Consider the following 25829-nt stretch of genomic DNA (forward strand, 5'->3'; position numbering starts at 1 on the left):
TTGGCAGAGGCTGTCTCCTGTGTTAAAGTGTGAGATGTGTGTTGAATAGGGAGGTAGCAAGCAAATGAAAAGACGAATCAAGGTGACGATTGCAGATTTTGCAGCCTTGCAGGAAAATCTCAATGACCCGCAGGAGCTTGCGCTGTACGAGTCAGCGAACGGGAATACATACGATGCCGAAATCGAGCACGATGGCTATGCCATAGTAGACGTAACGGAGGAAGATTATATCGAGCTTGCTCCAGGCGAGTATCAGCTCATGATCGAAGAGTGGACCGATGCCGGACGTGTAGGGGAGTGGCAGTTGCAGACGAAATCCGATCCTGCTGATGACACGGCTCTTCTGTACAGGCTGGTGGATGCGAACGGCAAGGAGCAGGATGCGCCTGTATCCCTGTCCAAACAGGTTGTCGAGTTGATCGCCAAAGCTTGGTTCGGAAAAAGCAAGAAGCCGCAAGCCGATGAATAAATGGCAAAAGCCGCTGCTTCCAGGAATGGAGGGCAGCGGCTTTGCTTTTTCCTTATGCTATTACATTTCTTCAGGTGCAGCCAGACCCAGCAGACGCAATCCTTCTTTAAGAACCACGACAACGGCCGCGACAAGCTGCAGGCGGGATGCCTTCACGGCGTCCTCTTCGGCGAGGATGCGGACGTTGGCATAAAACTTGTTGAATACCTGTGCCAAGTCAATCACATATTTCCCGATCAGCGACGGGTCGAACTGGTTCCCTGCGCGGTCGACTACTTCCGGGAATGCGTTCAGAAGCGTGACGACAGCCCAGGCTTCCTTGCCTTCGAGGGCGCCTGGCACCAGTTCAGATGAGCTGGCAGGCTGGTAGTTTCCTTTGCGCAAAAGCGAGCAAGCCCGCGCATGCGTGTATTGCACATATGGTCCAGTCTCACCCTCAAATGTGAGCATCTCTTCCCAGGAGAAGTTGATGTCGTTGAGACGATAGTTTTTCAAATCGTGGAAGATGACAGCGCCTACTCCGACCTGCCGCGCCACTTCCTCTTTGTTCGCAAGGGACGGATTTTTTTCCTCGATCACCTTTTGGACGTCTGCGATGGCCTGTGCCAGCACTTCCTCCAGCAGGACGACCTTTCCTTTGCGAGTCGACATTTTTTTGCCGTCTTTCAGCATCATCCCGAACGGAATGTGGTGCATGTTGGCAGCCCACGGATAGCCCATTTTCTCCAACACTTTATAGAGCTGCTGGAAGTGCAGGCGCTGTTCATTGCCGACGACATAGACAGCCTTGGCGAAGTCGTAGGTTTCATGGCGGAAGAGAGCAGCCGCCAAATCACGTGTCGCGTACAGGGTGGCACCGTCCGATTTTTTGATCAGGCATGGAGGCATATCGTACTCATCCAGCGAGACGACCTGTGCGCCGTCAGATTCGGTGAGCAACCCTTTTTCTTCCAGAAGGCTGACAACGCGGTCCATCTTGTCGTTGTAGAAGGCTTCTCCATGTGTAGAATCGAAGGAGACGTTCATCAGGTCGTAGATCTTCATGAACTCTTTCAGAGACTCATCGCGGAACCATGACCACAGATGCTGTGCCTCTTCGTCGCCATCCTCCAGCTTTTTGAACCACTCGCGCCCCTGGTCCTCCAGCGAAGGGTCTTTTTCCGCCTCTTCGTGAAACTTTACGTACAGGTGGAGCAGCTCCTTGATCGGCTCAGCCTTTACTTTTTCTTCGTCTCCCCAGAGGCGATAGGCTACGATCAGTTTGCCGAACTGTGTGCCCCAGTCCCCAAGGTGATTGATGCGAACGGGCTTGTAGCCTTGCTTTTCCATGATGTTGGCGATTGCGTTCCCGATGACAGTTGAACGCAGATGCCCCATGGAGAAGGGCTTGGCGATGTTCGGGGAGGAGAGGTCGATGGGGACATTGCGGCCTTGTCCCAGATTGCTCTGGCCATACGCTGCGCCTTGGGCAAGAATCGTCCCGATGACTTGTGTGCTGACAGCTGCCTGATCAAGAAACAGATTCACGTATGGACCGACAGCTTTTACTTCCTGCAAAGGGGAACCCGAGATGTTCGCGGCGAGTTCAGTCGCGATCATCGGCGGCGCTTTGCGCAACGCTTTTGCCAATTGGAAGCAAGGGAAGGCGATATCCCCCATAGCGGGATTGGGTGGTGTCTCGAGCATGCCGTACACCTGTTCTTTGTTCAGACTATCCACGCCCATGTGGACCAATGCGGAGGCGATCATCTCCGCAACTTGATGTTTGTAGCTCATCTGTTTTTTTGCTCCTTTCCAAATTCGGTGATCTTCCGCCAAATAGAAAAAACCCCTGCGTCTCCTGAAAAAAGAGACGAGAGGTTGTGCTCCCGCGGTGCCACTCTTGTTGTCCCTGCCCAATGTCTTCTTGAGGCAAGGACCGCTTGATCTGCAATAACGGGCAGTCCCGGCTAAACCCTACGCAATCTGCCGGACAAATGGCAGACGTTCAGGCAGCATCTCCGAGGGGCGCTTCCTCTCATGGTCCGCATCGGGCTTTCACCATCCCCGACTCGCTACAGCATCTCACATGGAGTACTCTCCTCATCCACGATTATACATTCTTCCAGCATTATAGCCAATGAAGGGGGGAGTTGCAACTTACTCTTCCGGCTTTTTCAAAATTTCATCGAGCTTCGCAAAATAGGCTCGCGTCAAATTCTCGCGTTCCTCGGCACTCAGGTTCTCTGCGTTTAGCATTTGCTGTTTGAAATGCTCCAATTCAGCCCGCATGGCAAGCTCTGCTTTCGCTTCTTCTTCCAGGCCGTAATTTTCGGTTGGATCGAACGGGATCAGCCGATTGTCGTTACCGCTTCGCAGATACGGCCGGCGCCAGTTGTCCGGAAAATGAAACGGCTGCTCGCCGAACAGAAAGCCTAAGACATCGTCGGAATCGATCGGCAGGAAGTGATCGTATTCATCGCGCTGCCCTCCTTCCATCCATTTGATATGGACGAGAAAATAGCGCAGATAATGCTCCTGTGTTTCGGTATGTTTGACAATACTGTATGTCTCAAATTCGCTTTGCTCCAGCACCTTGACGGTTTCCAGGCAATCGAGAAATTCGTCCTTGTCGCGGGGGAGAAGTGTTTCCACGGCGTTTCGCTCCTTTGTTGGACTTCGTTCCCCATGATAGCAAAACAGCGGCGGACTGACAATCGACCGGGACAGAATCAGCGCCAGGCATGTCAACATGGATAACGCGAAAAAAGCCCGGGATTTCTCCAGGACCTTTCTCATATGGGTGAAATGCTGATCCTAATCGTCGCAAGAACACCCAACGATTACCAATAGGATAAACAGTACGAGCACGATTGCAAAGGTTTCTCCGAAGAACCCGTTGCCGCAAAATGAAGTACTCATGTTTGTTTCCCCTCCTTTCCTTTATGCTGTAGTCTATACACGAACGTGTAGATTGGCGTGGGCGAATGTCTAGAATGTAATAAATTTGGGCTCGTACACAGCATACATCAGAAAAATAGACAAATTCTCAATTGACTCTCCAACGAGGGGGTGTTAAGATACTTGCAAATGTCTTGTAAAATTCCAAAAACTTGAATAGCTGTACAACTCTTATCCAGAGAGGCAGAGGGACTGGCCCGATGAAGCCTCGGCAACCGGAATAAAATTCGGTGCCAATTCCAGCAAAGCGCTTTGCTTTGAAAGATAAGAGGATGGTTCAGGCGTATCTGTATCCGCGGACAAATCCTCTTCTTTCACAAGAAGAGGATTTTTTAATGCCCAATAACGAGAGCGATGGAGAGAAAAGGAGCAAGCCGATGAAACCTACTTTTCGAGAACAGCTTACCCGGAAAATTTTGATCCTGGACGGTGCCATGGGGACCATGCTGCAACAGGCGAATCTGACAGCAGAAGACTTTGGCGGGGAGGAATACGACGGCTGTAATGAGTTGCTTAATCTGACCAGACCCGATGTCATCCGAGGCATCCATGAGAAATATCTGGAAGCGGGCGCCGACATCGTCGAGACCAATACGTTCGGAGCCACATCTGTAGTCCTCGCCGAATACGACGTCGCAGACAAGGATATGGAGATCAACATCGCTGCGGCTCAATTGGCGAAGCAAGCGGTTGATCGCTATTCCACACCGGAATGGCCGCGCTATGTCGCAGGCTCCATGGGACCTACAACCAAGACACTCTCGCTCACCGGAGGAGTGACGTTTGACGAACTGGTCGAGTCTTACTACCGCCAGGCAAAAGGATTGCTGCTCGGGGGAGTGGATGTCTTGCTGCTGGAGACGTCCCAGGACACCCTCAACGTCAAGGCAGGCGGAATCGGGATTCGCAAAGCTTTTGCAGAGACCGGGATCGAGGTGCCGGTGATGATCTCCGGTACGATCGAGCCGATGGGGACGACGCTGGCTGGGCAAAACATCGAAGCTTTCTACTTTTCACTGGAGCATCTGCAGCCTGTCTCTGTTGGCCTCAACTGTGCCACAGGTCCGGAATTCATGCGCGATCATCTGCGGACCTTGTCCGGTCTGGCGAATTGCGGAGTAAGCTGTTATCCCAATGCCGGATTGCCGGATGAAAACGGCCACTACCACGAGACGCCGCAAGGACTTGCTGCCAAAATGCGGGCATTTGCCGAGCAGGGCTGGCTCAACGTAGCAGGCGGGTGCTGCGGAACCACGCCGGAGCATATCCAGGCGATGGCAGAGGAGTTGAAGGACTTGAAGCCGCGCGTGAATCCAGGGAAGTCCGTAAGCGCTGTATCCGGTATCGAGGTTGTCTATGTGGAAGACGATAACCGTCCCTTGCTGGTCGGAGAGCGTACCAATGTGATCGGCTCGCGAAAATTTCGGGAATTGATCGCGCAAGGGCAGTACGAGGAAGCGTCAGACATCGCCCGCGCACAGGTGAAGCGGGGAGCGCAGATCATCGATATATGCCTGGCCGACCCGGACCGGGATGAATACGCCGATATGGAGAAGTTCCTGCAATTCGTCTGCAAAAAGGTGAAGGCTCCGCTGATGATCGACTCTACGGATGTACAGGTGATGGAGCTGGGACTGCGCTATTCCCAAGGAAAAGCGATCCTCAACTCGATCAATCTGGAGGACGGGCTGAAGCGCTTTGAAGAGGTAGCGCCGCTGATCCGTCAGTACGGAGCCGCTGTCGTAGTAGGAACGATTGAAGAAGCTGGAATGGCGGTGACGCGGGAGAAGAAGCTGGAGGTCGCGAAGCGCTCCTACGATCTGCTGGTGAACCAATTTGGGGTAAAGCCGGAGGATATCATTTTCGATCCGTTGGTATTCCCGGTCGGAACAGGGGACGAACAGTACATCGGGTCGGCAAAAGAGACCGTGGAAGGCATCAGGCTGATCAAGCAGGCCATGCCCGCGTGCAAGACGATCTTGGGTGTGAGCAACGTCTCGTTTGGATTGCCTGCAGCGGGACGAGAGGTGCTGAATGCGGTGTTCCTCTACCATACGACACTTGCGGGACTGGACTACGCCATCGTCAACACGGAAAAGCTGGAGCGCTACGCCAGCATTCCGGAAGAGGAAAGAAAGCTGGCAGAGGACCTGCTGTTTCATACCAATGACGAGACCTTGGCTGCTTTCACGGAGTTTTACCGGCAGAAAAAGAAGGAAGTAAAGGTGGAGGTATCTACCTTGACGCTGGAGGAACGTCTCGCCCGCTATGTCGTCGAAGGCTCGAAGGACGGATTGATCGAGGATCTCAAGCTGGCGCTGGAGAAGTACGCGCCGCTCGACATCATCAATGGACCGCTGATGAAAGGAATGGAAGAGGTAGGGAGACTGTTCAACGCCAATCAGTTGATCGTGGCAGAAGTATTGCAAAGCGCCGAAGTCATGAAGGCGTCGGTCTCTTTCCTGGAGCCGTTCATGGAAAAGGCCGACTCGGCGGCCAAAGGGAAGATTCTGCTGGCTACGGTCAAAGGGGATGTGCATGACATCGGGAAAAACCTGGTAGAAATAATCCTCTCCAACAATGGCTATGAAGTCGTCAACCTGGGAATCAAGGTGCCGCCCGAGCAATTGATCGCAGCCTGCCGGGAGCAGAAGCCGGACGCCATTGGCTTGTCAGGGCTCCTGGTAAAATCGGCGCAGCAGATGGTGATTACGGCACAAGACTTGCGCGATGCAGGGATCGATGTGCCGATGATGGTGGGAGGGGCAGCCCTGACGCGCAAGTTCACCTCCAATCGGATCGCCCCGGAGTATCGCGGAATCGTGCTTTACGCCAAAGATGCCATGGACGGACTGGATCTGGTCAATCGCCTGCAGAATCCGCAGGAGCGGCAGCGTCTCGTAGAGGAACAGCAGCAGCTTCAGGAGGCGCTAAGCACGAGTGAACCTGCCGTGGAGGAAAAGAAAGCGAAGCTTCCGGCTCGATCTGCCGTCAGCCGAACCGTGCCTATCCACATCCCGCCTGATTGCCAGCCGCATGTCCTGCGCTCCTATCCGATCAGCCACCTGCAGCCGTATCTGAACCTGCGCATGCTTCTCGGCAAACATCTGGGCGTGCGGGGCAACGTCGACAAGCTGATCGAATCCGGTGACGAAAAAGTGTTGCAACTATACGGTCTGGTCGAAGAATTGCTCGCAGAAGCCAAAGAGAAGGGGAATATCACCGCTCACGGCATCTACCAGTTTTTTCCGGCCCAAGCCCAGGGAGACGACATCCTCGTCTATGACCCGAAAGATCACAGCAAGGTGCTGGAACGCTTCACCTTCCCGCGTCAACAGGAAGAACCGCATCTATGCCTGTCCGACTTCCTGCGTCCGGTCGAGAGCAAGGAGATGGACTACGTCGGTTTCCTGACAGTGACTGCAGGCGGGGGCATCTCGGAGCAATCGAGCGCGTTGAAAGAACGGGGCGATTATCTGCGCTCCCACGTCTTGCAGGCGTTGGCGCTGGAACTGGCGGAAGCCTTTGCTGAGCGTATCCATCACATCATGCGCGATAGCTGGGGAATCCCTGATCCGGCGGAGATGACCATGCTGGAGCGTTTTGGAGCCCGCTACCAGGGAATCCGTGTTTCCTTCGGCTATCCGGCATGCCCGAGTCTGGAGGATCAGGCGCAGTTGTTCCGACTGTTGAAGCCGGAACAGATTGGTGTCCAGCTGACAGAAGGCTTTATGATGGAGCCGGAAGCGTCTGTTTCCGCCATGGTGTTCGCCCATCCGGAAGCACGCTATTTTAACGCAGGCCCATCTGTGTTTGATGTCTAATTAAAGAGATGACAGAGGAGAGAAGGGATCAGGTTGACGGCCACCAAACTAGATTTACGCGAATACCTCCAGCAGCATCTGTTGGTTGGGGACGGAGCGATGGCGACCCAGTTGCACAGACTGGGCGTCCCCGTCGGAATCAGCTTTGAAGAATTATGTATCTCCAATCCGAAACTGGTGCTGGAAGTACACAATTCTTACTGCCAGGCGGGAGCGCGTTTGCTTGAGACCAATACGTTCGCGGCGAATCGCGATGCGTTGGCACGCTACGGAATGGAGCATCGCGTGACGCGCATCAATCGGCAGGCCGTGAGTCTGGCGCGTGAGGCAGCGCAGGGTGAAGCGTATGTAGCGGGGAGTATCGGTTCCATCCTGGCGGGACGGGTGCGAAAAAAGGTATGGGATGAGTACCGGGATCAATACGAGGAGCAGGCGATCGCTTTGCTCCACGCCGGAGTGGACGCGCTGCTTCTGGAGACGTTCCTGGATCTGGAGGAGCTGCTGCTCGCCATCGATGTGATTCGTCCGTTAACGAACATACCGTTGATTACGCAGCTTGCCACGCTCGAGGTAGGGCGGACGCGAGACGGCTATTCCTTGACAGATGCTTTCGCCCGCTTGGAAACAGCCGGTGCCGATGTGATCGGTCTCAACTGTCGCCTGGGTCCGGCGGAAATCCTGCGTTCTTTTGAACAAGTGCAAGCCCCCAAGGGAGCTGTATTATCCGCGTTCCCCAATGCGGGACGCCTAGGCCTTACAGACGGGGAGTACGCGTACAAGTCTACGGCAGACTATTTTGCTGAAAGCGCCCTTCGTCTGCGGGAGCAAGGGGTCCGGCTGATCGGAGGCTGCTGTGGCACCACGCCCGAACACGTCCGGGCCATGGCCGATGCCCTCGTTGCTCTGGAACCGAAGGAGCGCGTCAATCCCACAATCGTGCCGGGCGAGCGTCCGCAGGTCACAGTAACGAGCATCCGTGATCAGGATCGACCCAGCATCGTCGAGAAAGTAAAAAACGGCACCACGATTATCGTCGAATTTGATCCTCCTCGCGACCTCGATGCCGAATCATTCCTGGAAGGATGCTGTGAACTGCACAAGGCGGGGGCCGATGCGATTACATTGGCTGATAATTCGTTGGCTACCGTTCGGATGAGCAACATGGCACTGGGTGCCTTGATGAAAAGCAGGTACGGACTTGATCCCTTGCTGCACTTGGCTTGCCGCGACCGCAATTTGATCGGACAGCAATCCCATCTGATGGGGCTGCATGCTCTGGGGATTGACCAGATTCTCGTCATCACCGGAGATCCGTCCCGCTTTGGCGATTTGCCTGGGGCAAGCTCTGTTTTTGATGTCACCTCCTTCGATTTGATTCGGATGGTGAAGCAATTGAACGAGGGGATCTCGTTTTCAGGCAGACCGTTGAAGCAGAAAGCACAGTTTATCGTAGGCGCTGCTTTTAACCCCAATGTCCGGCAGATCGATGCCGCGATCGCACGCCTGGAGAAGAAAGTCGAGGCGGGGGCAGATTACATCATGACGCAGCCCGTCTACGATGCGGAATCCATCAAGCTGGTCTACGAAGCGACGAAGCACATCGGCGTTCCTGTCTTTATCGGGATCATGCCGCTGACCAGTCAGCGCAATGCGGAGTTCCTGCATAACGAGGTGCCGGGAATCAAGCTGTCGGCTGAAGCATTGGAGCGGATGAAACGGGTGCAAGGCGAGGAAGCGCGCCAGGAAGGGATCAAAATAGCCAAGGAGCTGGTCGATACCGCAATCCGCTACTTCCGGGGAATCTACCTGATTACGCCGTTCAACTACTATGCGATGGCGGCAGAGCTGATCCAGTACACACGCCAGCAGAGCGAGCTTTTGAAGGTGCCCGTTCAAGGGTGAAAAAACGTCAGGCATAGAAAAAAGGTCCGTCCACAGAACTGCTCTCCTAGCGTTCGTGCGACAGGACCTTTTTCGGTTGGTTACGCTTGTTGTGGCGGATGAAGCGGATGCCAGTTTTTTTCTTTCAAAAACTGGCTTAGCTCACCGAACATAGCCAGTCGCTCTTCACGGGTGAAGGAGGCGTTGGCACCGCTCGTGGAAGGAATGACAAAGACATAACTGCCCGCCCAATCCTCAGTGGCAAAATACCGCTCGGGCTGTAATCCGAGAGTAACCGATCCCTTTTTTTGTCCACTGGCCTGACGAAAGGCGGTAATGCCGTTAAAGCAAATGACGCGGGGACGATAGGTTTGGACCATCGCGACGAATTGCTCTGAGCCTAGCGCAAAATCCTCTTCGCGCAGGTCGACAGAGGAGAGGGTCGGGCGTGAGACCAGATCCGTGATGCCGTAGTTGTAATCGAGCAGCATTGCCGTCTCTACAGGCGCAAGCTGGCGCGGAGTCAGACCGCCCTGATGCAAGCCGCGCCAAAACAGGTTGGCAGGATTGGCGTAATGATACCCTGCGGTGGCGGAGACGCGCCCAGGGTTGATCCCGCAAAAAAGCACTGTGAGATCACGCCGGATATAGGTCGGCAGCCACCGCTCGGTAAAATCAATGCAGGTCATGTTACAGCTTGTAGATCGCCGTGTATTTTTTCACTAGATAATCCATCAGATACGTGGCGTTGGTGCCTTCGCCAGTGATAGCCTCTACCAGCTCGCGCGGGCTTTTCATTTTGCCGTATTGATGGATCTTCTCTTTCAGCCATTCACGGATTGGAGCAAAATCTCCTTTTTCGATGAGCTCTTCGTAGCCGTTGATTTCCTGCTGCATCACATGGGCAAACTGAGCAGCATAGACATTGCCGAGAGAATAGGTAGGGAAGTAGCCAAAGCTGCCGCCCGCCCAGTGAACGTCTTGCAGCACGCCCAAGGTGTCAGTAGGAGGGACCACACCCAGGTATTCTTCCATTTTTTCGTTCCAAATCCGCGGCAGATCGGCTACTTGAATGGTTCCGTTGATCAAGCCCTTTTCAATCTCATAGCGGATCATCACATGCAGATTGTAGGTCACTTCATCGGATTCGGTGCGAATGAACGAAGGCGTCACCTGATTGATCGCGCGGTAAAAGCTCTCTACGCTGACATCGGCAAATTGGGTCGGGAAGGCTTTTTGCAATTCGCCGTGCATGCCCTTCCAGAACGGCAGACTGCGACCAACCATATTTTCCCAGTAACGGGATTGCGATTCGTGAATGCCCATCGAGGTTCCGTCGCACAACGGCGTGAACAGGAGTGCCGGATCGATATTTTGCTCATACATCGCATGGCCTGCTTCGTGAATGCAGCTGAACAGGGCATTGTTGAAGTCATGCTCGTCAAAACGGGTGGTAATGCGCACATCTCCGGGATTGAATGAAGTACAGAATGGATGAACACTTCGATCCATCCGTCCGGCCTGGAAGTCATACCCGATGCGTTCCAGCACAAAGCGGCTGAACGCCTCTTGTTCTCCAGCAGGGAAGTACTTGGTAAGGAACGAGGTATCCGGTTTGTTTGGCGACTCGGCGATAGCGGCTACCAGCTCGACAGTCTTTTCGCGCAATGTGGCGAAGATGCTGTCGAGCTGGTCAACTGTCATGCCAGGCTCATACAAGTCCAGCAGGGTGTTGTACTTGTTCTTGCCATCCGTGCCCCAGTACTCGATAAACTTGAGCTGGAAGGCGACGATTTTCTCCAGATAAGGCTGGAACATGGCGAAGTCATTTTTTTCGCGAGCTTCCTCCCAGACGGTCTCGGCTTGTGAAGTGAGTACCACGAACTCCTGATAGGTTTCCGCCGGGATCTGCTTGTTGCGGTCATATTCTTTTTTGCATTCCAAGACGCTCTTTTGCGTGATCGGGTCTAGAGAATCGAGAGTAGCGCTGTCTGTCAACTCTTCAAGAAAGGCTCCCATCTCCTTGGAGGTCGCCAATTTGAATTGCTCTGCCGAAAGGGCGCCAATCACTTCCGAGCGGGCATCCATTCCTTTGCGGGGAGCCTGGGTTCGCATATCCCAATGCAGAACAGCCAACGCCTGATTGTAACTGGCTATTTTCTTGACGAAATTGCGAAAATCCTTCACACGTGTTTCCAAGTTGGTAGACATGAGTTCCCTCCTCAGAGCAGCTTCGATCCAACAACTGGATCGGCTTGCGTTCAAAAAATTTTTACTTCTAACATTATAGGCGTGTTGTAAAAAAATTACTAGGTGGATGCACGGAGGATTTGTCGGTATAATCGGTAAGGGAATAAAATGTGGCTATGAAAACGAATGAATACGACAGGAGAATGAAGATGAGTCAAACCAATCCACTATGGGAAAATGAGATTGCAAAACGGCGCACCTTTGCTATTATTTCCCACCCGGACGCGGGCAAGACGACCATGACGGAAAAACTCCTCTACTACGGTGGAGCGATTCGCGAAGCCGGCGTGGTAAAGGGACGTAAAAACTCCAAGCATGCCACATCCGACTGGATGGAAATCGAGAAAAAGCGTGGAATCTCCGTCACGTCCAGTGCTATGGATTTTGAATACAAGGGACATCATATCAACATTCTGGATACGCCTGGTCACCAGGACTTCAGTGAGGATACGTACCGGACTTTGACCGCAGCTGACGCCGCCGTCATGATCATCGACGTAGCCAAAGGCGTGGAGGCGCAGACGATCAAGCTGTTCAAGGTTTGCCGGATGCGCGGCATTCCAATTTTCACCTTTGTCAACAAGCTGGACCGCCACGGGAAAGATCCGTTCGAACTGTTGGAGGAGATTGAGCGCGTCTTGGGGATTCGCTCCTATCCGATGAACTGGCCGATTGGGATGGGCAATTATTTTAGCGGCGTATTTGATCGTAAAAAATCGCGGGTGGAGCTGTATCAGACAGACACCCAGCATGAAGAGATTTCTTTCTTCCCTGTAGAGGGCGCAGAAGACCCGTTGATCGGCGAGCGCGTCGGACAGGAGCTTTGGCAGCAATTGCAGGATGAAATCTCGCTATTGGACGTAGCGGGTGACGAGTTCGATATGGAGCTGATCAACAAGGGAGAGCTGACGCCTGTCTTTTTCGGCAGTGCGATCAACAACTTCGGCGTGCAGACGTTCCTGGACAACTTTTTGCAAATGGCGCCGCCGCCGTCTCCGAAGAAGAGCAATATGGGCCTGATCGATCCGTACGCCAATTTCTTCTCCGGATTTATCTTCAAAATCCAGGCCAATATGAACCCGGCTCACCGTGACCGGATCGCGTTTTTGCGAATCTGCTCCGGCAAGTTTGAACGTGGCATGAGTGTCAAGCACGTGCGTCTCGGCAAAGATATCAAACTCGCTCAGCCTGTGCAATTCATGGCGCAGGACCGGGAGATCGTCGATGAATCGTATGCTGGAGATGTGATCGGTCTGTTTGATCCAGGCATTTTCCAGATTGGCGATACCTTGAGCGTCGGGCAATCCTTCGAGTATGAAGAAATGCCGCATTTCTCCCCGGAGTTCTTCTCCAAGGTGATGGTGAAGGACGCGATGAAGCACAAGCAGTTCCAAAAAGGCATCATGCAGTTGACCGAAGAAGGGACCGTCCAGCTGTTCCGCACGTATCCGATGGAGGAGCTGATCCTCGGGGTGGTCGGCGTGCTGCAGTTCGAGGTGCTGGAGTATCGGCTGAAGGCGGAGTATGGCGTGGACATCATGCTTACTCGCATGCCGTACCAGATTGCCCGCTGGCTCGAAGGGGAAAAAGCGGCGCTGGATGCACTGAAAAACAAGACGGTGACAGACCGCTATGGCCGTCCTGTCATGCTGTTTGAAAGCGAGTACCAACTCCGGGTGGCTACGGAGAAATATTCCAATGTCAAGTTCCATGAAAGCTCGCTGGGCTTGAAGGCCCTGCACAACTAAAGATGGTCGACAATGAGAGCCTTGTGCATTTGCACAGGGTTCTTTCTATTTTAATCCTACTTGGACGACTCTCCTCATATACTGGGACAAAGCTTGGTCGACAGGAGAGAGGAGGGGGATACCATGCGGGTTCTCCTGTTTGTCGTGTTATTTGTCGTCGCCTTTGACATGCATGCCCAAACGCCGCTGCTAGCGCCGTATTTGAATCTGCTGGGGGTATCTGCCGCAGTAATCGGTTTTGTTCTGGGGGCGTACGCAGTCAGCAACTTGACGGGGAATCTGATTGCAGGTCCCTTTTTGGACCGCTTTCCGAAGAAGTGGTTTATCGCTGGCGGCCTGATTCTGGCTGGCTTCATGCTGATTGGCCAGGGAGTGGTCAAGAACACCGAAGGGTTTTTTGCCTTTCGTCTGATGCTGGGGTTTTTGATGGCGTTTGTCTCGCCTGCTTGTTCCGCCATGCTCGGAGAGACGGGACGGACGGAGCTGGAGCAGGGGCAGTTGATGGGACAAAAAGGCCTGGTGCTCACCTCGGCAGGAATCGTTTCGCCGGCGGTCGGCAGCTTTTTGGCGGTTCAATTTGGCTATGGGCAATCCTTTGTGCTGCTTGGCTACCTGATGATCGCCGTCGGGGTGTTTGCCTGGCTCGTCCTGCCCAAACGTGTCGATGTCATGCCAGGCACCCAACTGAAGACCCAGGTGACCGGGAATAAGGGCTTGATCGGCGTATTTGAAAACAAGATGCTGTACCCTGCTTTTTTGGGCGGATTTGCTGTGCTGTACGCACAAGGAACCATCATTTACGAGGTTCCGTTGCTGATTCAGCGGCAGGGATTGTCTCCGGCTGTGACTGGAATTCTCTTTAGTTTGAAGGGGCTTGGGACGCTTGCGATCCTCAGCCAGTTCTGGCTTTTGAAAATCTCGGTGGAGAACCGGATCTTTGCATCGTTCGCCGTACTGAGTCTTCTGCTCTATATCCTGGCGATCGGGGCGCCTGTCCCGATTCAGGTGATGATGTTCCTGATGGGCGGCTGCTTCGGCGTGCTTTTCCCCGCCTTGGCGACGATACTCACCGTCTATTCGCCCAGGGAGCTGTACGGAAGTGTCTTTAGCGTCTACTCGGCGGTGCTTTCCCTTGGAGCAGTCATCAGCCCGATTGTGGCAGGCCTGCTCAGCAACTGGCACCACGCCCATTTCATCGCATTTCTCGTCACGGCTACGGTCTGTCTGCTGGGAGGCGTGCATCGTTGGCTGGTGAGCGGAGTCGTTCGGTAATTCGGTATCGTCATGCCTTCTCTTGTGTCAGCAGAACGTCATCAATATAATGGCAATATGAGAAAAACAAAGACGGGTTCGAAACACAAGAAAATACGAAATACAGTGATTGCTCTGGGATTGCTGCTCCTTTTTTTGCTCTTCCCGACCTGGACTCCTTCCCTGAAAGATGAGCATGGGGCAGTGTTGCCAAACAGCGTTGCGAGCTTGGAGGAGGTCGAGCTTGGGGGAGTCAAGCAGTCGATCCTGATTCGCGGAAAAGATCGCAGCAATCCGGTCGTGCTTTTTCTGCATGGCGGTCCTGGCTATCCGCAAATCGCCTATGCGCGCCGTTACCAAAGCGAGCTGGAAAACGACTTTGTCGTCGTGAATTGGGACCAGCGCGGCGCCGGGAAATCCTATCACTGGAATCTGACAGAAGAGGATATGAAGCTCGACACCCTCATCGAAGATACGCGCCAGTTGACGGAATATTTGAAAGAGAGGTTCCAGCAGCCCAAAATCTTCATTGTAGGGCATTCGTGGGGGAGTCTTCTCGCGACCTGGACCGTCCAAAAATATCCCGAACACTATTACGCGTATATCGGTGTCGGACAAGTGGCAGACTCGCCGCAGGGAGAGTTGATTTCCTATCGGTACGTGCTTGAGGAAGCAAAGCGTCGAAATCTCATAGAAGCGGTCCGCGAACTGGAGGCAATTGGCGCTCCTCCTTACCAGAATCCGCGAGAGGATGCGACACTGGAGCGGAAGTGGGTCATGGCCTTTGGCGGTTCCGAGCGGGGGAGTGATACATACGCAGACATGATCGAAGGAATCTTGCTGGCCCCCGAGTACTCCTGGATGGATGGAATACGGCTTGTCTTGGGGGATTCTTTTTCCCGCCACGCAATCCTGCCGCAGACCAGGAATGTAAAGCTTGCGGATACCGTTCCGGAATTGGCGGTCCCCGTCATGTTTTGCATGGGCAGACATGACTACATGACACCCTCCGCTGTGGCATACAGCTACTATGAAAAACTGAAGGCGCCAGAGAAGCAATTTATCTGGTTTGAAGAATCTGCCCATTTCCCGCATTTTGAAGAGACGGAGAAATTCCACGAAGTTATGCTTGAGTTGAAAAAGGCTATGATGCGAGTGCCAGCAGGCATTCCATCATAGCCTTTTCCTATTGAGCAAACGAATTCATTTAGCTAAAAAACGCAATACACGTTGGTTAACGTATTCTGGCTGTTCCATCGATACAACGTGGCCGGCATTTTTCACGATTTCGGCTTCAATCCCGGGGACCAAAGCAGAAGCGCGAAGTAAGGCTGATTGCGGGTCATACATGACCTCGTGCTCTCCCAACAACAACAGAACGGGAACTTGTACTGATTGTAACTCGTCGTCAGTGAAAACATACGGAAATCCGTCAGCTTGAGGCTTTACACTCCTTGCTTCATCGTTCCACATGACTGCCGCATGATACTGTTTTGCAAAAATCGGGTGTAAGCCATTACGATCACCCATCATCCACTTTATAAAATTCTCAACTCCGTTAGGCTGTACAAGACCAAAGGCGTATGTATAAAAATCTTGATAAAAGGGTTGGAACGTTTCAGCAGGACTCAGGATGATGGCGCTTTCTACTCTTTCCGGCGCACGTAAAAGAAAATTCATGGTGTGAAGTCCACCAAGCGAAAGTCCGATCATGTGCGTCTTTTCGATCCCGAGGTTGTCAAACACGTCAAGAAGCCAGTCGGCGTAACCCGCTCTTGTACCGTGTAAATCAGTAGGAATGCTTTTGTTCTTATCACCGATGATGTCGATTGCATAGGTTCGGTATTGGGCACTCCAGTCGGCGATATTGGGATACCACATGGTAGAGCTGAACAGTGCGCCATGCAGCAATACGAGCGGAGGGGCATCCTTTGGACCGCTTGCAATCACATGTGTTTGACCGAAGCGGGTAGATACGTAGAAGGTTTCGTAATCGACGGGCCAAAGAGCCAGGCTTTCGTCATAGGTTTGATAATAGTGAATGCCGCTGTCATGTTGTGGTGGAATAATCGGTGAATGGTTTGACATACAAATCTCCTCCCCAATCCTGCTTGTATGGATGGACGATAGGTGAAGCATAGAATGTAACAGGAATAGTGATTAATATAATACAGATTTCTATATTTGTCAAATTACCTTTATTTTATTGTGTAAAATCATATGAAACACAAAACATAAATTGTATATAACAGTTTTTGTGAAACCCAATTCCCTCCATCTCTAGCTGTTCTTTAAGGAAAATATGGAAATCAGAAAAAGAAAAAAACCCACCCCAAGCTTAGCGCCAAAGGCAGGTTTTTGCGGATTTATGAACTTGGGCAACGCGATATTCTCGTCATTAGCATCATGCCAGTCAATTTCTCCGTTAGGACTTGCAAAGACATCTCGGTTATGAGCTACTGATGCTCATCAAAAATCAAATACCAAAAAATTGCAATTTCATCACTGTGTTTATGAATACCCTGATACAGGTGAAGATCAAACCCGCCAATTACGAAGCCACAGCTTTCGTAAAATTTGCATGCACTCACGTTATTGCTTTGCGTCTCCAACATGATTCCGGGCATTCCGCCGTTTATCGCCCACCGCTTAGCCTGTTCGATCAGTTTACGACCTACACCATGTCTTCTATATTTTTTGTCAACTGCTATGTCCTCTACATAAGCATATTTGTTCCAGTTCCGCTTTAATACTATTCGGCCTACGACTTGATTCTCGGCGCAGGCCAAGTACACGATTTGATTCGGGTTATCGATGTATTCGGAATAGTCTTCGTCCGATGCCTCTTCAAACTGTTCGTCCGAATAACGTTTCGTATAGCGAGGACATTCTTTCACCGTATATCTAATTTGTCGACCCGACAGGGACAGGACGATGGTGGAATCGACAGTAAAACTGTCATCTATATCGTTGCCGTTCATTTTATCTCCAACCGCGAACTCCCGAATCACAATATCCATACTCATCCTCCTATATGCATGCGTAGTCTTAATTGTGGAGTGTATAGAGTATGTCGGCGGGTCTCGGACCTAACGGAATGTAATTTTCATAGTCATCGTATCCTCTCAGGGGGCTTTAATTCTAAGGCGAAAGTGACACGCCACCAAACGGCAACCTGTCACTGCCCGCAAACCTGCTTATGAAACGTCCTATCGATTCTTACTCGTCTCCTGTCGCAACCGGATTATCAGGGTAGCTCACCCAATCGCTCCAGCTTCCGGCATACAGCTTGGCATCCGGTCTTCCCGCAGCGTGCAGGGCGAGCAGATTGGAACAGGCCGTTACACCAGATCCGCAGTAGACGATGATCTCTTTATCAGCAAAAGGGGCAATCCGTTCGTCCAGCTTTTCTTTTGTCAGCAAGGTTTGTTCAGAGGTGAGGTTGTCCTTGTAAAAGAAGTTCAGAGCACCGGGGATATGGCCGGCCTTGGGATCGAGCGGCTCCACCTCTCCGCGGTACCGTTCGCCTGCGCGGGAGTCGAGCAGCACCGTTTCTGGGCTACGCTCCCGCACCCCTTGGACATCGACAAGCATATCGGGTCTCACAGCCGGGACGAAGGCGCTTGGGACAGGAGAAGGCAATTCAGCCATTACAGCAAAGCCAGCCTTTTTCCAGGCAGAGTAACCCCCTTCAAGTACAGAGGTGTTGTCATGCCCGAGGTAGCGCAAGAGCCACCATAAGCGGCCCGCATACGCCATATCCTGGTCGTCATAGGCGATGACGGTTTTGCTCTGATCGATCCCGGCCTGCGAAAAGAGCGAGACCAGATCGTCGATTTCCGGCAGAGGGTGACGGCCTCCGTGCTCCTTTTTTTCACCAGACAGATCGCGGCTTAGATGAAAGTAAAGGGCCCCGGGAATGTGATCCTCCTGATATGCCTTTTCTCCGGCTTCCGCATCCGTGAGGACGAATCGGCAATCGACGATGACGATGTGCTCATCGTCGAGATGGTCGTGGAGCCACTGCGGGCTGACGAATGTTTGCATCATTCTCCCTACTTTCGTTTTTTTCTACATCATAGCAGATGGGGGAGGGATCAGGTAGAATATTCAATGGAACGAGAGAGAAAGGAGCTGGACGAATGAAACGCATCTTCCGCTATTTTTTAGAAGGACTTCTGTATGTGATCCCCCTGGCTGTGACCGTCTATATCCTCTATAAAATCTTTGTCATCGTGGACAGCTGGCTGAATCTGCCCATTCCGGGAGTGGGTTTTCTCCTGACCTTGGCAGGGATCTTCATCATCGGATTTTTGGCCTCCAATGTGCTCACGCAGGGGCTTATGTCGTTGATATCCCGCCTGTTTGAAAAAATGCCGTTTATCAAGCTGATCTACACGTCGATCAAGGACTTGATCAGCGCTTTTGTCGGAGAGAAAAAGAGCTTTGACAAGCCCGTCCTCGTCACATTGACCAAAGACGGTTTTCCGAAAGCTATTGGCTTTATTACCAAAGAAGATCTGGAATCGTTTGGACTTTCCGATCACGTAGCTGTTTATCTGCCGCAATCGTACAACTTTGCGGGCAATCTGTTGATCTTCCCCGCCGAACAGGTAACCTTGCTCGACGCCGACAGCACGGAGGTTATGGCATTTCTGGTCTCCGGCGGTGTGTCAGGTAAATAAGCGTCTTTCAACCCGAGACGTCGATATCCTGTTTCTTGCTTTTCTTCACAATACGGCGCACATCTCCATTGAGAATCAGGTTGGTCAGTACCCCGGCGACGAGGCCCCAGAAGGCCGCTCCAATGCCGCCAATCGAGATCCCGGAGATCGTTACGAGAAACGTAATCAAGGCGCTTTCCCGCTCTGAGGGTACGCTCATGGCTGACGTCAGGCTGGATGAAAGAGAAGCGAAGAGGGCCAAACCGGCGATGACGGCAGTCAATTCCTTGGGAAAAGCGGAAAAGACAGAAACGATGGTCGCCCCGAACATGCCAAACAAGAGGTAAAACAAGCCGGAGGAAATGCCGGCGATGTAGCGCTTGCCCGGGTCGGGATGCGCTTCCTTCCCGGTGCAAATCGCTGCTGTGATGGCTGCCAGGTTGATGCCGTGCGAGCCGAAGGGGGCCGTCAGGAGCGAGGCCAATCCAGTCGTGGCGATCAGCGGGCTTGCGGGCGTGTCGTAGCCGTCCGCTTTCAATACACCCATGCCGGGAGCATTTTGCGAGGCCATCGTCACAATAAACAGCGGAACACCCAACCCGATTATGGCATCCAGAGAGAACGTGGGCATGGTAAAAATCGGTTTTACCAGCTCCACCTGAATCGTGTCAAAATGCATCCGGTCAAAGCCAAGAGCCACAGCTGTTCCGACGAGAAGCGCAATAACGACTGCGTAGCGCGGCGTCCAGCGTTTGGCGCATAAATAACTGATCAGCATCGCGATGGCAAGCGCTGGGAAATCCGGTATCGAGACGAATACCTGAACCCCGAAGGAGAGCAGGATTCCGGCCAGCATCGCTGTCGTGATCGCTTGCGGTACATAAGCCATGATTTTGGAAAAAAGACCGGAAAAACCAAGCAGGGTAATGGCCAGCCCGGAAATCACAAAGGCTCCTATCGCATCGGAAAAGGAGTAGGCAGACCAGCTTGCAACCAGGAGTACCAGCCCCGGAGTAGACCAGGCGGTAATGATCGGCGCCTTGAACCAGATGCTCAGCACGATCGCGCTCAGCCCCGTCCCGAAGGAGATGGCCCAGATCCAGGAGGAAACCAGCTCATGGCTCAAGTTGACGACCTCTGCTGCCTGAAAGACGATCAGGAGAGGACCCGCATAGGAAACCATTGTGGCGATAAGTCCGACGATAAAAGCAGAAATAGAGAAGTCAGTGCGAAGTTGGCGCAGACGTGAATACAAAAAGGGTGCCCCTTTCTATGGATTTGTCTGATGATTCAGGATGTTTGCTCCCTATTATACCTGCTCTGATCCGTTTTGGCGTCAGGAGAGTTACGTTTTTTCATGCAAGATATACCGAATGGTCCGCTTGGTGATATTGAGCTTTTTGCTGAGAAGCTGCCGGTCGCCCTTGGTCTCGGTGAGTCCTTTTTCGATGATGGCTCTGCTGAGCTCTGTCTCCAGCTGTTTCAGTCTGCTGGTGAGATAGGCAAAATCGAGCTCATCAATCGATTTGACATTGTGGGTAACCGATTGGATGAATTTCGAGCACTCCTGATCCAAGCGCTCGGAGAATTCTGATGCAAAAGAGGCGGAGGGGCGTGGGTCCCGAGCTTTTTCACGCACATTTGCCGGCAAATGCTCGGCGCGCAATACCCGGCATTCGTGAAGGGCCAGTGTTTGATTCAAAACATTGATGAGCTGTCTGACATTGCCAGGCCAATCATACTGCTGCAAAACCTCCACTGCCTCGCGATCGATTTCGCATGAGGAGCCCCCTCTTTTTTCCAAAAAGACCTTGGCAATCGCAGGGATATCCTGCACGCGTTCCCGCAGCGGAGGAATCGCGAGCTTGATCCCTTCCAGACGGTAAAGCAAATCTCGGCGGAACCGGTTCATTTCCACCTCGTGCTCCAAATCCCGATTCGTAGCAGAAATAAAGCGGATGTTGCTCTGCGTTACCTGCTCGCCCCCGACACGAATGAATTCTCCGCTCTCCAGGGTGCGCAAGAGCTTGACCTGAATGGATGCCGGAGCTTCTCCGATCTCATCGAGGAATAGCGTCCCGTTATGGGCAAGCTCGAAAAAGCCTTTGCGTGCTTTCAATGCCCCGGTAAAAGCCCCTTTTTCGTAGCCAAAGAGCTCACTTTCCAGCAGTGATTCGGGGACAGCCCCGCAGTTGAAAGCAACGAAAGGGTGGTGGGCTCGCGAGCTTTCACCATGAAGAAAACGCGCCATTAATTCCTTTCCTGTCCCCGTTTCTCCCTCGATCAACACATGGATGGCCTTGGGTGCCAGTTTTTTGGCAATGGCAGCCACCTTCGCCATGGGACTGCCGGGTGTAAACACGATGCCGTACGACGCAGCTTGTTGGACCAGATCATGCTCCTGGTCGACGGATGCCTCGAGCACGGAATCGATGATTCGCTCCAGGCCGTCGAGATCATCAAACGGTTTTTCCAGATAATCCTTGGCTCCAAGCTGGATCGCTGTCACCGCCGATTTGATCGTGCTGTAGCCTGTCATGATCAGGACTTCGCAAGCCGGATAGACCGACTTGATGCGCTGCAGCAGATCTAGACCGGATGCATCGGGGAGCTTGAGATCAAGCAGGGCTGCATGAAAGCCTGCGGAATGGCTCTGCAGCAATCGTTCCACATCCTGTCCCGTATGGGCGACCGTGACATCACAGTTTTTTTGCTTGAGAAAATAGGTGAAGAAGGAAGTAACCTCGTGTTCGTCATCGACTATCAGGATCTGTTTCTTCTCCATGATGAACCTCCTCATCGGATGACAGTGGCAGCAACAAGGTGAATAGGCTGTACTCGTTGCTTTCGCTTTCTGCCCAAAGCTTTCCTCCATGCGCAGCGGCGATGCCCAAACTGACGGACAGGCCGAGCCCGGTCCCTTTGGAGCGTTCTTTGGTAGAGAAAAAGGGCTGAAAGATTTGCGGGAGATGCTCTGGCAAAATGCCCATTCCATTGTCGTGGACGGATAGTCCCGCATAGGAGCGGTCCTCGTCCTTCTGGTAAAACGTGCGTATGGTGATGCGCCCGTCTTCTTGACCAGCAAGGGCATCACGGGCATTCAGCAAGAGATTGATCACAATTTGCTCGATTTGATGGCGGCTCCCGTAAAAGGAGAGCTTTGCTGGTGCTTGCTCGAATTGGATGGCCAAGCCTGACACCGTAAGCTGATAACCGATCAATCCGAGTGCGTCTTCTACCACATCATCGAGGAAGACCTCTTCGAACTGATACTCTTCCTGGCGTGAAAAGGTGAGCAGGTTTTGAATGATCTTCTTGCAGCGGACACCGCAGCGATAGATGTCGTTCATCAAGGGAGCAGCTTCACATGCACCCATTTCACGCAAGAGCAGCTGGGAATTGCCGAGGATGGCCGTTAATGGACTGTTGAGCTCATGAGCGATGCCCGCAGCGATTTCGCCGATGGCTGCCATCTTCGCAGACTGAACCAGTTGAGCCTCAATTTTTACTTTCTCGCTGAGATCCTGGAAGAGCAGAATATTTTCTACACAAACTCCGACGTGGCTAGCGGTCAGTTGAAACAATTCGCTCTCTTCCTTGGAAAGCCCCTGTCCTCCGCGGTGAAGGATGGTCAGGAATCCGAAGGTTTGTTTTCGTAGATTTTGCAAGGGAACAGAGGTAGCCAGGTGCTGGGGAAGGATCTCGCTGATCGAGGCATGCAATCGTTGAGCAGCCTGCGCGAGATCGGTCGAGGCCGATTGCTGCCACGACTGGCATTGCCATTCCCCTCCGTTCCAGCGGGAAAGATAGGTCGATAAAGCACTTCCTTGCTGCAGGGAAAGAGCAAAATGTTCAAAGGGAAGGATCAGCTGCAGCTGTGTTGCGATGGCGATACTCGTCTCGGGCCAGGTGGCGTTGATCTGAATTTGGGTCAGCTGGTTGATGACGGCAAGCTGGTTGTTTTTCTTTTTCATCTCCTCCACGAGATAAATCAGCTCGGTATAGTAGCTCTTCCGGGAGGATTGGATGCCAGTCAGCTTCTCCAAGATCTCCTGTTTCCTGTACATATGGGTCCTCCTATAGGGCTTGCCGAAAAATGGCCGCAACATCATTTACAGTCATGTCGCGCGGATTGGTGGCCATGCAGACATCCTGAAGGGCATGCGTGCTCAGCCATTCGATCTGGTCGGGCTGCAGGCCGATCGCGGAGAGCGACTCCGGAATGTCCAGATCCCGCGCCAGGTCTTTGACAGCTTTTAATGCGAGGCGGGAAGAGTCGCGCAAGCTTAAGCCGGAAGTGTTTTCCCCCAGACATTCTGCGATGTGCCGGTATTTTTCAGGTACGGCTAAGTAATTGTATTCCAGGACATAGGGAAGCAGGATCGCATTTACTTCTCCGTGGGGAGCGTCGAGAAATCCGCCGAGCTGGTGGGACATGGCGTGTACTGCTCCCAGAATGGCGTTGGAGAAGGCGATGCCGGCTTGCAAGCTGGCCATGGCCATTGCATGCTTGGCCTCTTCGTTGTAGCAGCTCGCGACAGACGGACGCAGATGCTTGGCGATCAGCCGCATGGCTTGCAGCGAATGCACCTCCGTCAGCGGGGTGGCGGCAAGAGAGACATAGGATTCGATCGCATGGGTGAGCACATCCATGCCTGTATTGGCGGTCAGCTGCTGGTCCTTCGTCATCAAGGTTTGCGGATCGATGATCGCGATATCGGGAATCAGGGACTTGGAGATGATCGCCATCTTCACTTTTCTCGCGCTGTCGACAATGATGGAAAATTGCGAAACTTCGGAGCCCGATCCGGCTGTAGTCGGGACCATCACCATGGGCGGCAAAGGGTGGCTGATTTTATCGACGCCTTCGTAATCGACGATATGGCCTTCATTGGTCCCCAGCAGGGCGATGGCCTTTGCTGCATCGATCGCACTGCCCCCGCCGACGCCAAGGATGGCATTGCACTCCTTCAAGCGGTACTCGGCTACCCCGGCATGGACTTCATAATCTTTCGGATTGGCTGTAATTTGCGTCCACAGGACATAGTCGAGGTTCTGCTGCCGAAGGTAATGAATGATTTGCTCGATCCAGCCTGCGTTTTCAACTCCGGGGTCGCTGACGAGAAAGACGCGGGTCGCACCCAGCCTGCGCAGGCTTTCGCCGATTTGCCCCAGGGACTGGTTCCCAAAAATGATTTCCGGTGTCATAAATTTAGAAATCTGCATGCGGCATCCTCCTTTCTCTCTTCCCTAGTAATACATCAGGACAGAGCCGATTTCCTGTCGCAGCCAAAAGCTCGGCAAAGCGGCCGTTTTTTCGGCCCGTTCAGCCAACATTGCGGCCAGATGAAACGATATTTGAAGCTGATAGGAAGGAAATAAAAGCGTTTTCATCTTGGCACACGGATTGCAAAAAGAGTTGGCAGAGTCGAAAAACATCTGAAAAGAGGAGGAAGAAGCAATGAAAGCAGCGGTCGTCAACGGATTCCAACAAAAGCTGGAGGTAAAAGAGGTGGAGGTGCCTCAGGCAGGGTATGGTCAGGTGCTGGTGCGTGTCAAAACCTGCGGTGTATGCCATACCGATCTGCATGCCGCACAAGGAGACTGGCCCGTCAAACCGAAGCTGCCCCTCATTCCTGGGCATGAGGGAGTAGGAGTCGTGGAAAAGCTGGGTGAGGGAGTGACCTCGCTGAAAGTAGGGGATCGCGTAGGAATTCCCTGGCTGTTCTCAGCGTGCGGGGAATGCGATTACTGCCTGACGGGCTGGGAAACCCTGTGCCAGCACCAATTGAACGGGGGCTATTCGGCTGATGGAGCCTATGCGCAATACTGCGTCGCCCCGGCAGCCTATGTGGCACGCATTCCCGATGAGCTGAGCGATGTGGATGCCGCTCCGATTCTTTGCGCCGGTGTGACTACTTACAAGGCGCTGAAGGTAGCGAATATCAAACCAGGCGAGTGGGTCGCCATCTATGGAATCGGCGGACTGGGACATGTCGCGCTGCAGTATGCCAAAGCGATGGGGTACAATGTCGTAGCTGTTGACATCCACCCGGAGAAATTGGAGCTGGCCAAGGAGCTGGGGGCAGACGTAACCGTGAACGGGAGTGAAACAGATCCGATCCAAGCGATTCAGGAGCAGGTAGGCGGCGTCCATGCCGCCATCAGCGTAGCGGTTACCAAAAAGGCTTTTGAACAGGCGTACAAGTCTGTCCGAAGAGGAGGTTCAGTGGTGGTCGTCGGCTTGCCGAACGCTGACCTGCCCATCCCGATTTTTGATACCGTGCTAAACGGAGTGACCGTTAAAGGCTCAATTGTAGGGACCCGAAAGGATATGCAGGAAGCGCTCGATTTTGCCGCGCGAGGCAAAGTAAAGGCAATCATCGAGACGCAGCCGCTGGAGAAGATCAACGAGGTCTTCGAGCGGATGGAAAAGGGACAAATCAATGGCCGGGTTGTATTGACCTTGGACTAAGCATTGGAATAGGAAAAGCTGCCATCGAATCATGATGGCAGCTTTTTTCATGAAACAAAGACACTCCACGAGAGGCTTACAAAAACAGAAAGGAGAACAGGTAAAGCTGGTCGAGGAAAAAGGGAAAAAAAGCGAAGGCATTTGGGATCTTGACCCAGACGCAACGGAAAAGGCGGAACACGGTTTCAGCGGCCAACCCTGATCTACTCCCTGGAGCTGGCTGCTTTTGGCCGCGGTTCCGCCTTTGGAGTGGAGCCGGCCCTGTCCGACCCTCAGTGAAGATCCCAACCCGCCTGGAGCGTTTTTCCCTTTTTCGTATTATGAGGT

20 protein-coding genes, 1 riboswitch and 1 other annotated feature are annotated in these 25829 nt (G+C 52.9%); of the genes, 8 read left to right on the plus strand and 12 right to left on the minus strand.

Going from position 1 to position 25829, the window contains the following annotated elements; translation table 11 throughout:
- Nucleotides 1-64: 64 nt before the first annotated feature.
- Nucleotides 65-469 (plus strand): hypothetical protein, encoded by a 405-nt coding sequence (locus EDM58_RS02645; RefSeq protein ID WP_122911935.1) that lies wholly within the window; start codon nucleotides 65-67, stop codon nucleotides 467-469.
- Between the two features lie 60 nt (nucleotides 470-529).
- On the opposite strand, the gene argS is transcribed toward EDM58_RS02645, so the two are convergent.
- The 3 genes from argS to EDM58_RS02660 all read right to left on the minus strand — a co-directional run bounded on the left by argS (nucleotide 530) and on the right by EDM58_RS02660 (nucleotide 3370).
- A complete protein-coding gene (gene argS / locus EDM58_RS02650; protein ID WP_122911987.1) occupies nucleotides 530-2245 on the minus strand; it encodes an arginine--tRNA ligase in 1716 nt (571 codons plus the stop codon).
- Between the two features lie 69 nt (nucleotides 2246-2314).
- Nucleotides 2315-2567 (minus strand) — a binding site (T-box leader).
- A 41-nt stretch (nucleotides 2568-2608) separates the two neighbouring features.
- Nucleotides 2609-3103 (minus strand): hypothetical protein, encoded by a 495-nt coding sequence (locus EDM58_RS02655; RefSeq protein WP_122911988.1) that lies wholly within the window; start codon nucleotides 3101-3103, stop codon nucleotides 2609-2611.
- Nucleotides 3104-3265: 162 nt separating this feature from the next.
- A complete protein-coding gene (locus EDM58_RS02660) occupies nucleotides 3266-3370 on the minus strand; it encodes a YjcZ family sporulation protein (RefSeq protein ID WP_122911936.1) in 105 nt (34 codons plus the stop codon).
- 207 nt (nucleotides 3371-3577) lie between these two features.
- A riboswitch (SAM riboswitch) is annotated at nucleotides 3578-3680 on the plus strand.
- Between the two features lie 106 nt (nucleotides 3681-3786).
- Here EDM58_RS02660 and metH point away from each other — a divergent pair.
- Together metH and EDM58_RS02670 are read left to right on the plus strand one after the other, a co-directional pair.
- Complete coding sequence (gene metH / locus EDM58_RS02665) at nucleotides 3787-7233, plus strand: methionine synthase (protein ID WP_122911989.1); 3447 nt, start codon at nucleotides 3787-3789, stop codon at nucleotides 7231-7233.
- A gap of 33 nt (nucleotides 7234-7266) precedes the next feature.
- The gene (locus EDM58_RS02670) at nucleotides 7267-9135 is read left to right on the plus strand and encodes a bifunctional homocysteine S-methyltransferase/methylenetetrahydrofolate reductase (protein WP_122911937.1); all 1869 of its coding nucleotides are present in this window, start codon (nucleotides 7267-7269) and stop codon (nucleotides 9133-9135) included.
- Between the two features lie 80 nt (nucleotides 9136-9215).
- Here EDM58_RS02670 and EDM58_RS02675 read toward each other — a convergent pair whose 3' ends face one another.
- Together EDM58_RS02675 and EDM58_RS02680 are read right to left on the minus strand one after the other, a co-directional pair.
- On the minus strand, nucleotides 9216-9803 hold the full coding sequence (locus tag EDM58_RS02675; RefSeq protein ID WP_122911938.1) for a mismatch-specific DNA-glycosylase: 588 nt from the start codon (nucleotides 9801-9803) through the stop codon (nucleotides 9216-9218).
- Nucleotide 9804: 1 nt separating this feature from the next.
- Nucleotides 9805-11325, minus strand: coding sequence for a carboxypeptidase M32 (locus tag EDM58_RS02680; RefSeq protein ID WP_122911939.1), 1521 nt, complete (start codon nucleotides 11323-11325; stop codon nucleotides 9805-9807).
- Nucleotides 11326-11513: 188 nt separating this feature from the next.
- Here EDM58_RS02680 and EDM58_RS02685 point away from each other — a divergent pair, with 188 nt between their 5' ends.
- From EDM58_RS02685 to EDM58_RS02695, 3 genes are all read left to right on the plus strand, one after another.
- Nucleotides 11514-13112, plus strand: a complete 1599-nt coding sequence (locus tag EDM58_RS02685; RefSeq protein ID WP_122911940.1) for a peptide chain release factor 3 — start codon at nucleotides 11514-11516, stop codon at nucleotides 13110-13112.
- Between the two features lie 123 nt (nucleotides 13113-13235).
- Entirely contained in the window at nucleotides 13236-14384 is a 1149-nt protein-coding gene (locus tag EDM58_RS02690) for an MFS transporter (protein ID WP_122911941.1), read from the plus strand.
- 183 nt (nucleotides 14385-14567) lie between these two features.
- On the plus strand, nucleotides 14568-15542 hold the full coding sequence (locus tag EDM58_RS02695) for an alpha/beta fold hydrolase (protein ID WP_183187384.1): 975 nt from the start codon (nucleotides 14568-14570) through the stop codon (nucleotides 15540-15542).
- 24 nt (nucleotides 15543-15566) lie between these two features.
- Here the strand turns inward: EDM58_RS02695 and EDM58_RS02700 are convergent, their stop codons facing one another.
- From EDM58_RS02700 to EDM58_RS02710, 3 genes are all read right to left on the minus strand, one after another.
- Nucleotides 15567-16451, minus strand: coding sequence for a carboxylesterase (locus EDM58_RS02700; RefSeq protein WP_122911943.1), 885 nt, complete (start codon nucleotides 16449-16451; stop codon nucleotides 15567-15569).
- Nucleotides 16452-16819: 368 nt separating this feature from the next.
- Complete coding sequence (locus tag EDM58_RS02705) at nucleotides 16820-17383, minus strand: GNAT family N-acetyltransferase (RefSeq protein ID WP_122911944.1); 564 nt, start codon at nucleotides 17381-17383, stop codon at nucleotides 16820-16822.
- 199 nt (nucleotides 17384-17582) lie between these two features.
- Nucleotides 17583-18410 carry a sulfurtransferase gene (locus EDM58_RS02710; protein WP_122911945.1) on the minus strand — a complete coding sequence of 276 codons (828 nt, stop codon included), beginning with the start codon at nucleotides 18408-18410 and terminating at the stop codon, nucleotides 17583-17585.
- A 95-nt stretch (nucleotides 18411-18505) separates the two neighbouring features.
- On the opposite strand from EDM58_RS02710, the gene EDM58_RS02715 reads away from it, so the two are divergent.
- The gene (locus tag EDM58_RS02715) at nucleotides 18506-19048 is read left to right on the plus strand and encodes a DUF502 domain-containing protein (protein WP_122911946.1); all 543 of its coding nucleotides are present in this window, start codon (nucleotides 18506-18508) and stop codon (nucleotides 19046-19048) included.
- 7 nt (nucleotides 19049-19055) lie between these two features.
- Here the strand turns inward: EDM58_RS02715 and EDM58_RS02720 are convergent, their stop codons facing one another.
- The 4 genes from EDM58_RS02720 to EDM58_RS02735 all read right to left on the minus strand — a co-directional run bounded on the left by EDM58_RS02720 (nucleotide 19056) and on the right by EDM58_RS02735 (nucleotide 24253).
- A complete protein-coding gene (locus EDM58_RS02720; protein WP_246000495.1) occupies nucleotides 19056-20282 on the minus strand; it encodes a benzoate/H(+) symporter BenE family transporter in 1227 nt (408 codons plus the stop codon).
- Between the two features lie 90 nt (nucleotides 20283-20372).
- Nucleotides 20373-21812, minus strand: a complete 1440-nt coding sequence (locus EDM58_RS02725; protein WP_122911947.1) for a sigma-54-dependent transcriptional regulator — start codon at nucleotides 21810-21812, stop codon at nucleotides 20373-20375.
- Nucleotides 21781-23094, minus strand: a complete 1314-nt coding sequence (locus EDM58_RS02730; protein ID WP_122911948.1) for a sensor histidine kinase — start codon at nucleotides 23092-23094, stop codon at nucleotides 21781-21783. Before EDM58_RS02730 ends, EDM58_RS02725 begins: the two co-directional genes overlap by 32 nt.
- 10 nt (nucleotides 23095-23104) lie before the next feature.
- Nucleotides 23105-24253 (minus strand): iron-containing alcohol dehydrogenase, encoded by a 1149-nt coding sequence (locus tag EDM58_RS02735; RefSeq protein WP_122911949.1) that lies wholly within the window; start codon nucleotides 24251-24253, stop codon nucleotides 23105-23107.
- Between the two features lie 235 nt (nucleotides 24254-24488).
- On the opposite strand from EDM58_RS02735, the gene adhP reads away from it, so the two are divergent.
- The gene (gene adhP / locus EDM58_RS02745; RefSeq protein ID WP_122911951.1) at nucleotides 24489-25502 is read left to right on the plus strand and encodes an alcohol dehydrogenase AdhP; all 1014 of its coding nucleotides are present in this window, start codon (nucleotides 24489-24491) and stop codon (nucleotides 25500-25502) included.
- Nucleotides 25503-25829: the final 327 nt, after the last annotated feature.

Source organism: Brevibacillus panacihumi (genome assembly GCF_003710985.1).
GTDB classification, from domain to species: domain Bacteria; phylum Bacillota; class Bacilli; order Brevibacillales; family Brevibacillaceae; genus Brevibacillus; species Brevibacillus panacihumi.

Excerpts from the sequence above, each read along its gene's own strand:
- EDM58_RS02645 (WP_122911935.1), top strand. The coding sequence starts at position 65 with ATGAAAAGACGAATCAAGGTGACGATTGCAGATTTTGCAGCCTTGCAG.
- argS (WP_122911987.1), bottom strand. The coding sequence starts at position 2,245 with ATGAGCTACAAACATCAAGTTGCGGAGATGATCGCCTCCGCATTGGTC.
- EDM58_RS02660 (WP_122911936.1), bottom strand. The coding sequence starts at position 3,370 with ATGAGTACTTCATTTTGCGGCAACGGGTTCTTCGGAGAAACCTTTGCA.
- metH (WP_122911989.1), top strand. The coding sequence starts at position 3,787 with ATGAAACCTACTTTTCGAGAACAGCTTACCCGGAAAATTTTGATCCTG.
- EDM58_RS02675 (WP_122911938.1), bottom strand. The coding sequence starts at position 9,803 with ATGACCTGCATTGATTTTACCGAGCGGTGGCTGCCGACCTATATCCGG.
- EDM58_RS02680 (WP_122911939.1), bottom strand. The coding sequence starts at position 11,325 with ATGTCTACCAACTTGGAAACACGTGTGAAGGATTTTCGCAATTTCGTC.
- EDM58_RS02685 (WP_122911940.1), top strand. The coding sequence starts at position 11,514 with ATGAGTCAAACCAATCCACTATGGGAAAATGAGATTGCAAAACGGCGC.
- EDM58_RS02690 (WP_122911941.1), top strand. The coding sequence starts at position 13,236 with ATGCGGGTTCTCCTGTTTGTCGTGTTATTTGTCGTCGCCTTTGACATG.
- EDM58_RS02700 (WP_122911943.1), bottom strand. The coding sequence starts at position 16,451 with ATGTCAAACCATTCACCGATTATTCCACCACAACATGACAGCGGCATT.
- EDM58_RS02705 (WP_122911944.1), bottom strand. The coding sequence starts at position 17,383 with ATGGATATTGTGATTCGGGAGTTCGCGGTTGGAGATAAAATGAACGGC.
- EDM58_RS02710 (WP_122911945.1), bottom strand. The coding sequence starts at position 18,410 with ATGCAAACATTCGTCAGCCCGCAGTGGCTCCACGACCATCTCGACGAT.
- EDM58_RS02715 (WP_122911946.1), top strand. The coding sequence starts at position 18,506 with ATGAAACGCATCTTCCGCTATTTTTTAGAAGGACTTCTGTATGTGATC.
- EDM58_RS02725 (WP_122911947.1), bottom strand. The coding sequence starts at position 21,812 with ATGGAGAAGAAACAGATCCTGATAGTCGATGACGAACACGAGGTTACT.
- EDM58_RS02730 (WP_122911948.1), bottom strand. The coding sequence starts at position 23,094 with ATGTACAGGAAACAGGAGATCTTGGAGAAGCTGACTGGCATCCAATCC.
- EDM58_RS02735 (WP_122911949.1), bottom strand. The coding sequence starts at position 24,253 with ATGCAGATTTCTAAATTTATGACACCGGAAATCATTTTTGGGAACCAG.
- adhP (WP_122911951.1), top strand. The coding sequence starts at position 24,489 with ATGAAAGCAGCGGTCGTCAACGGATTCCAACAAAAGCTGGAGGTAAAA.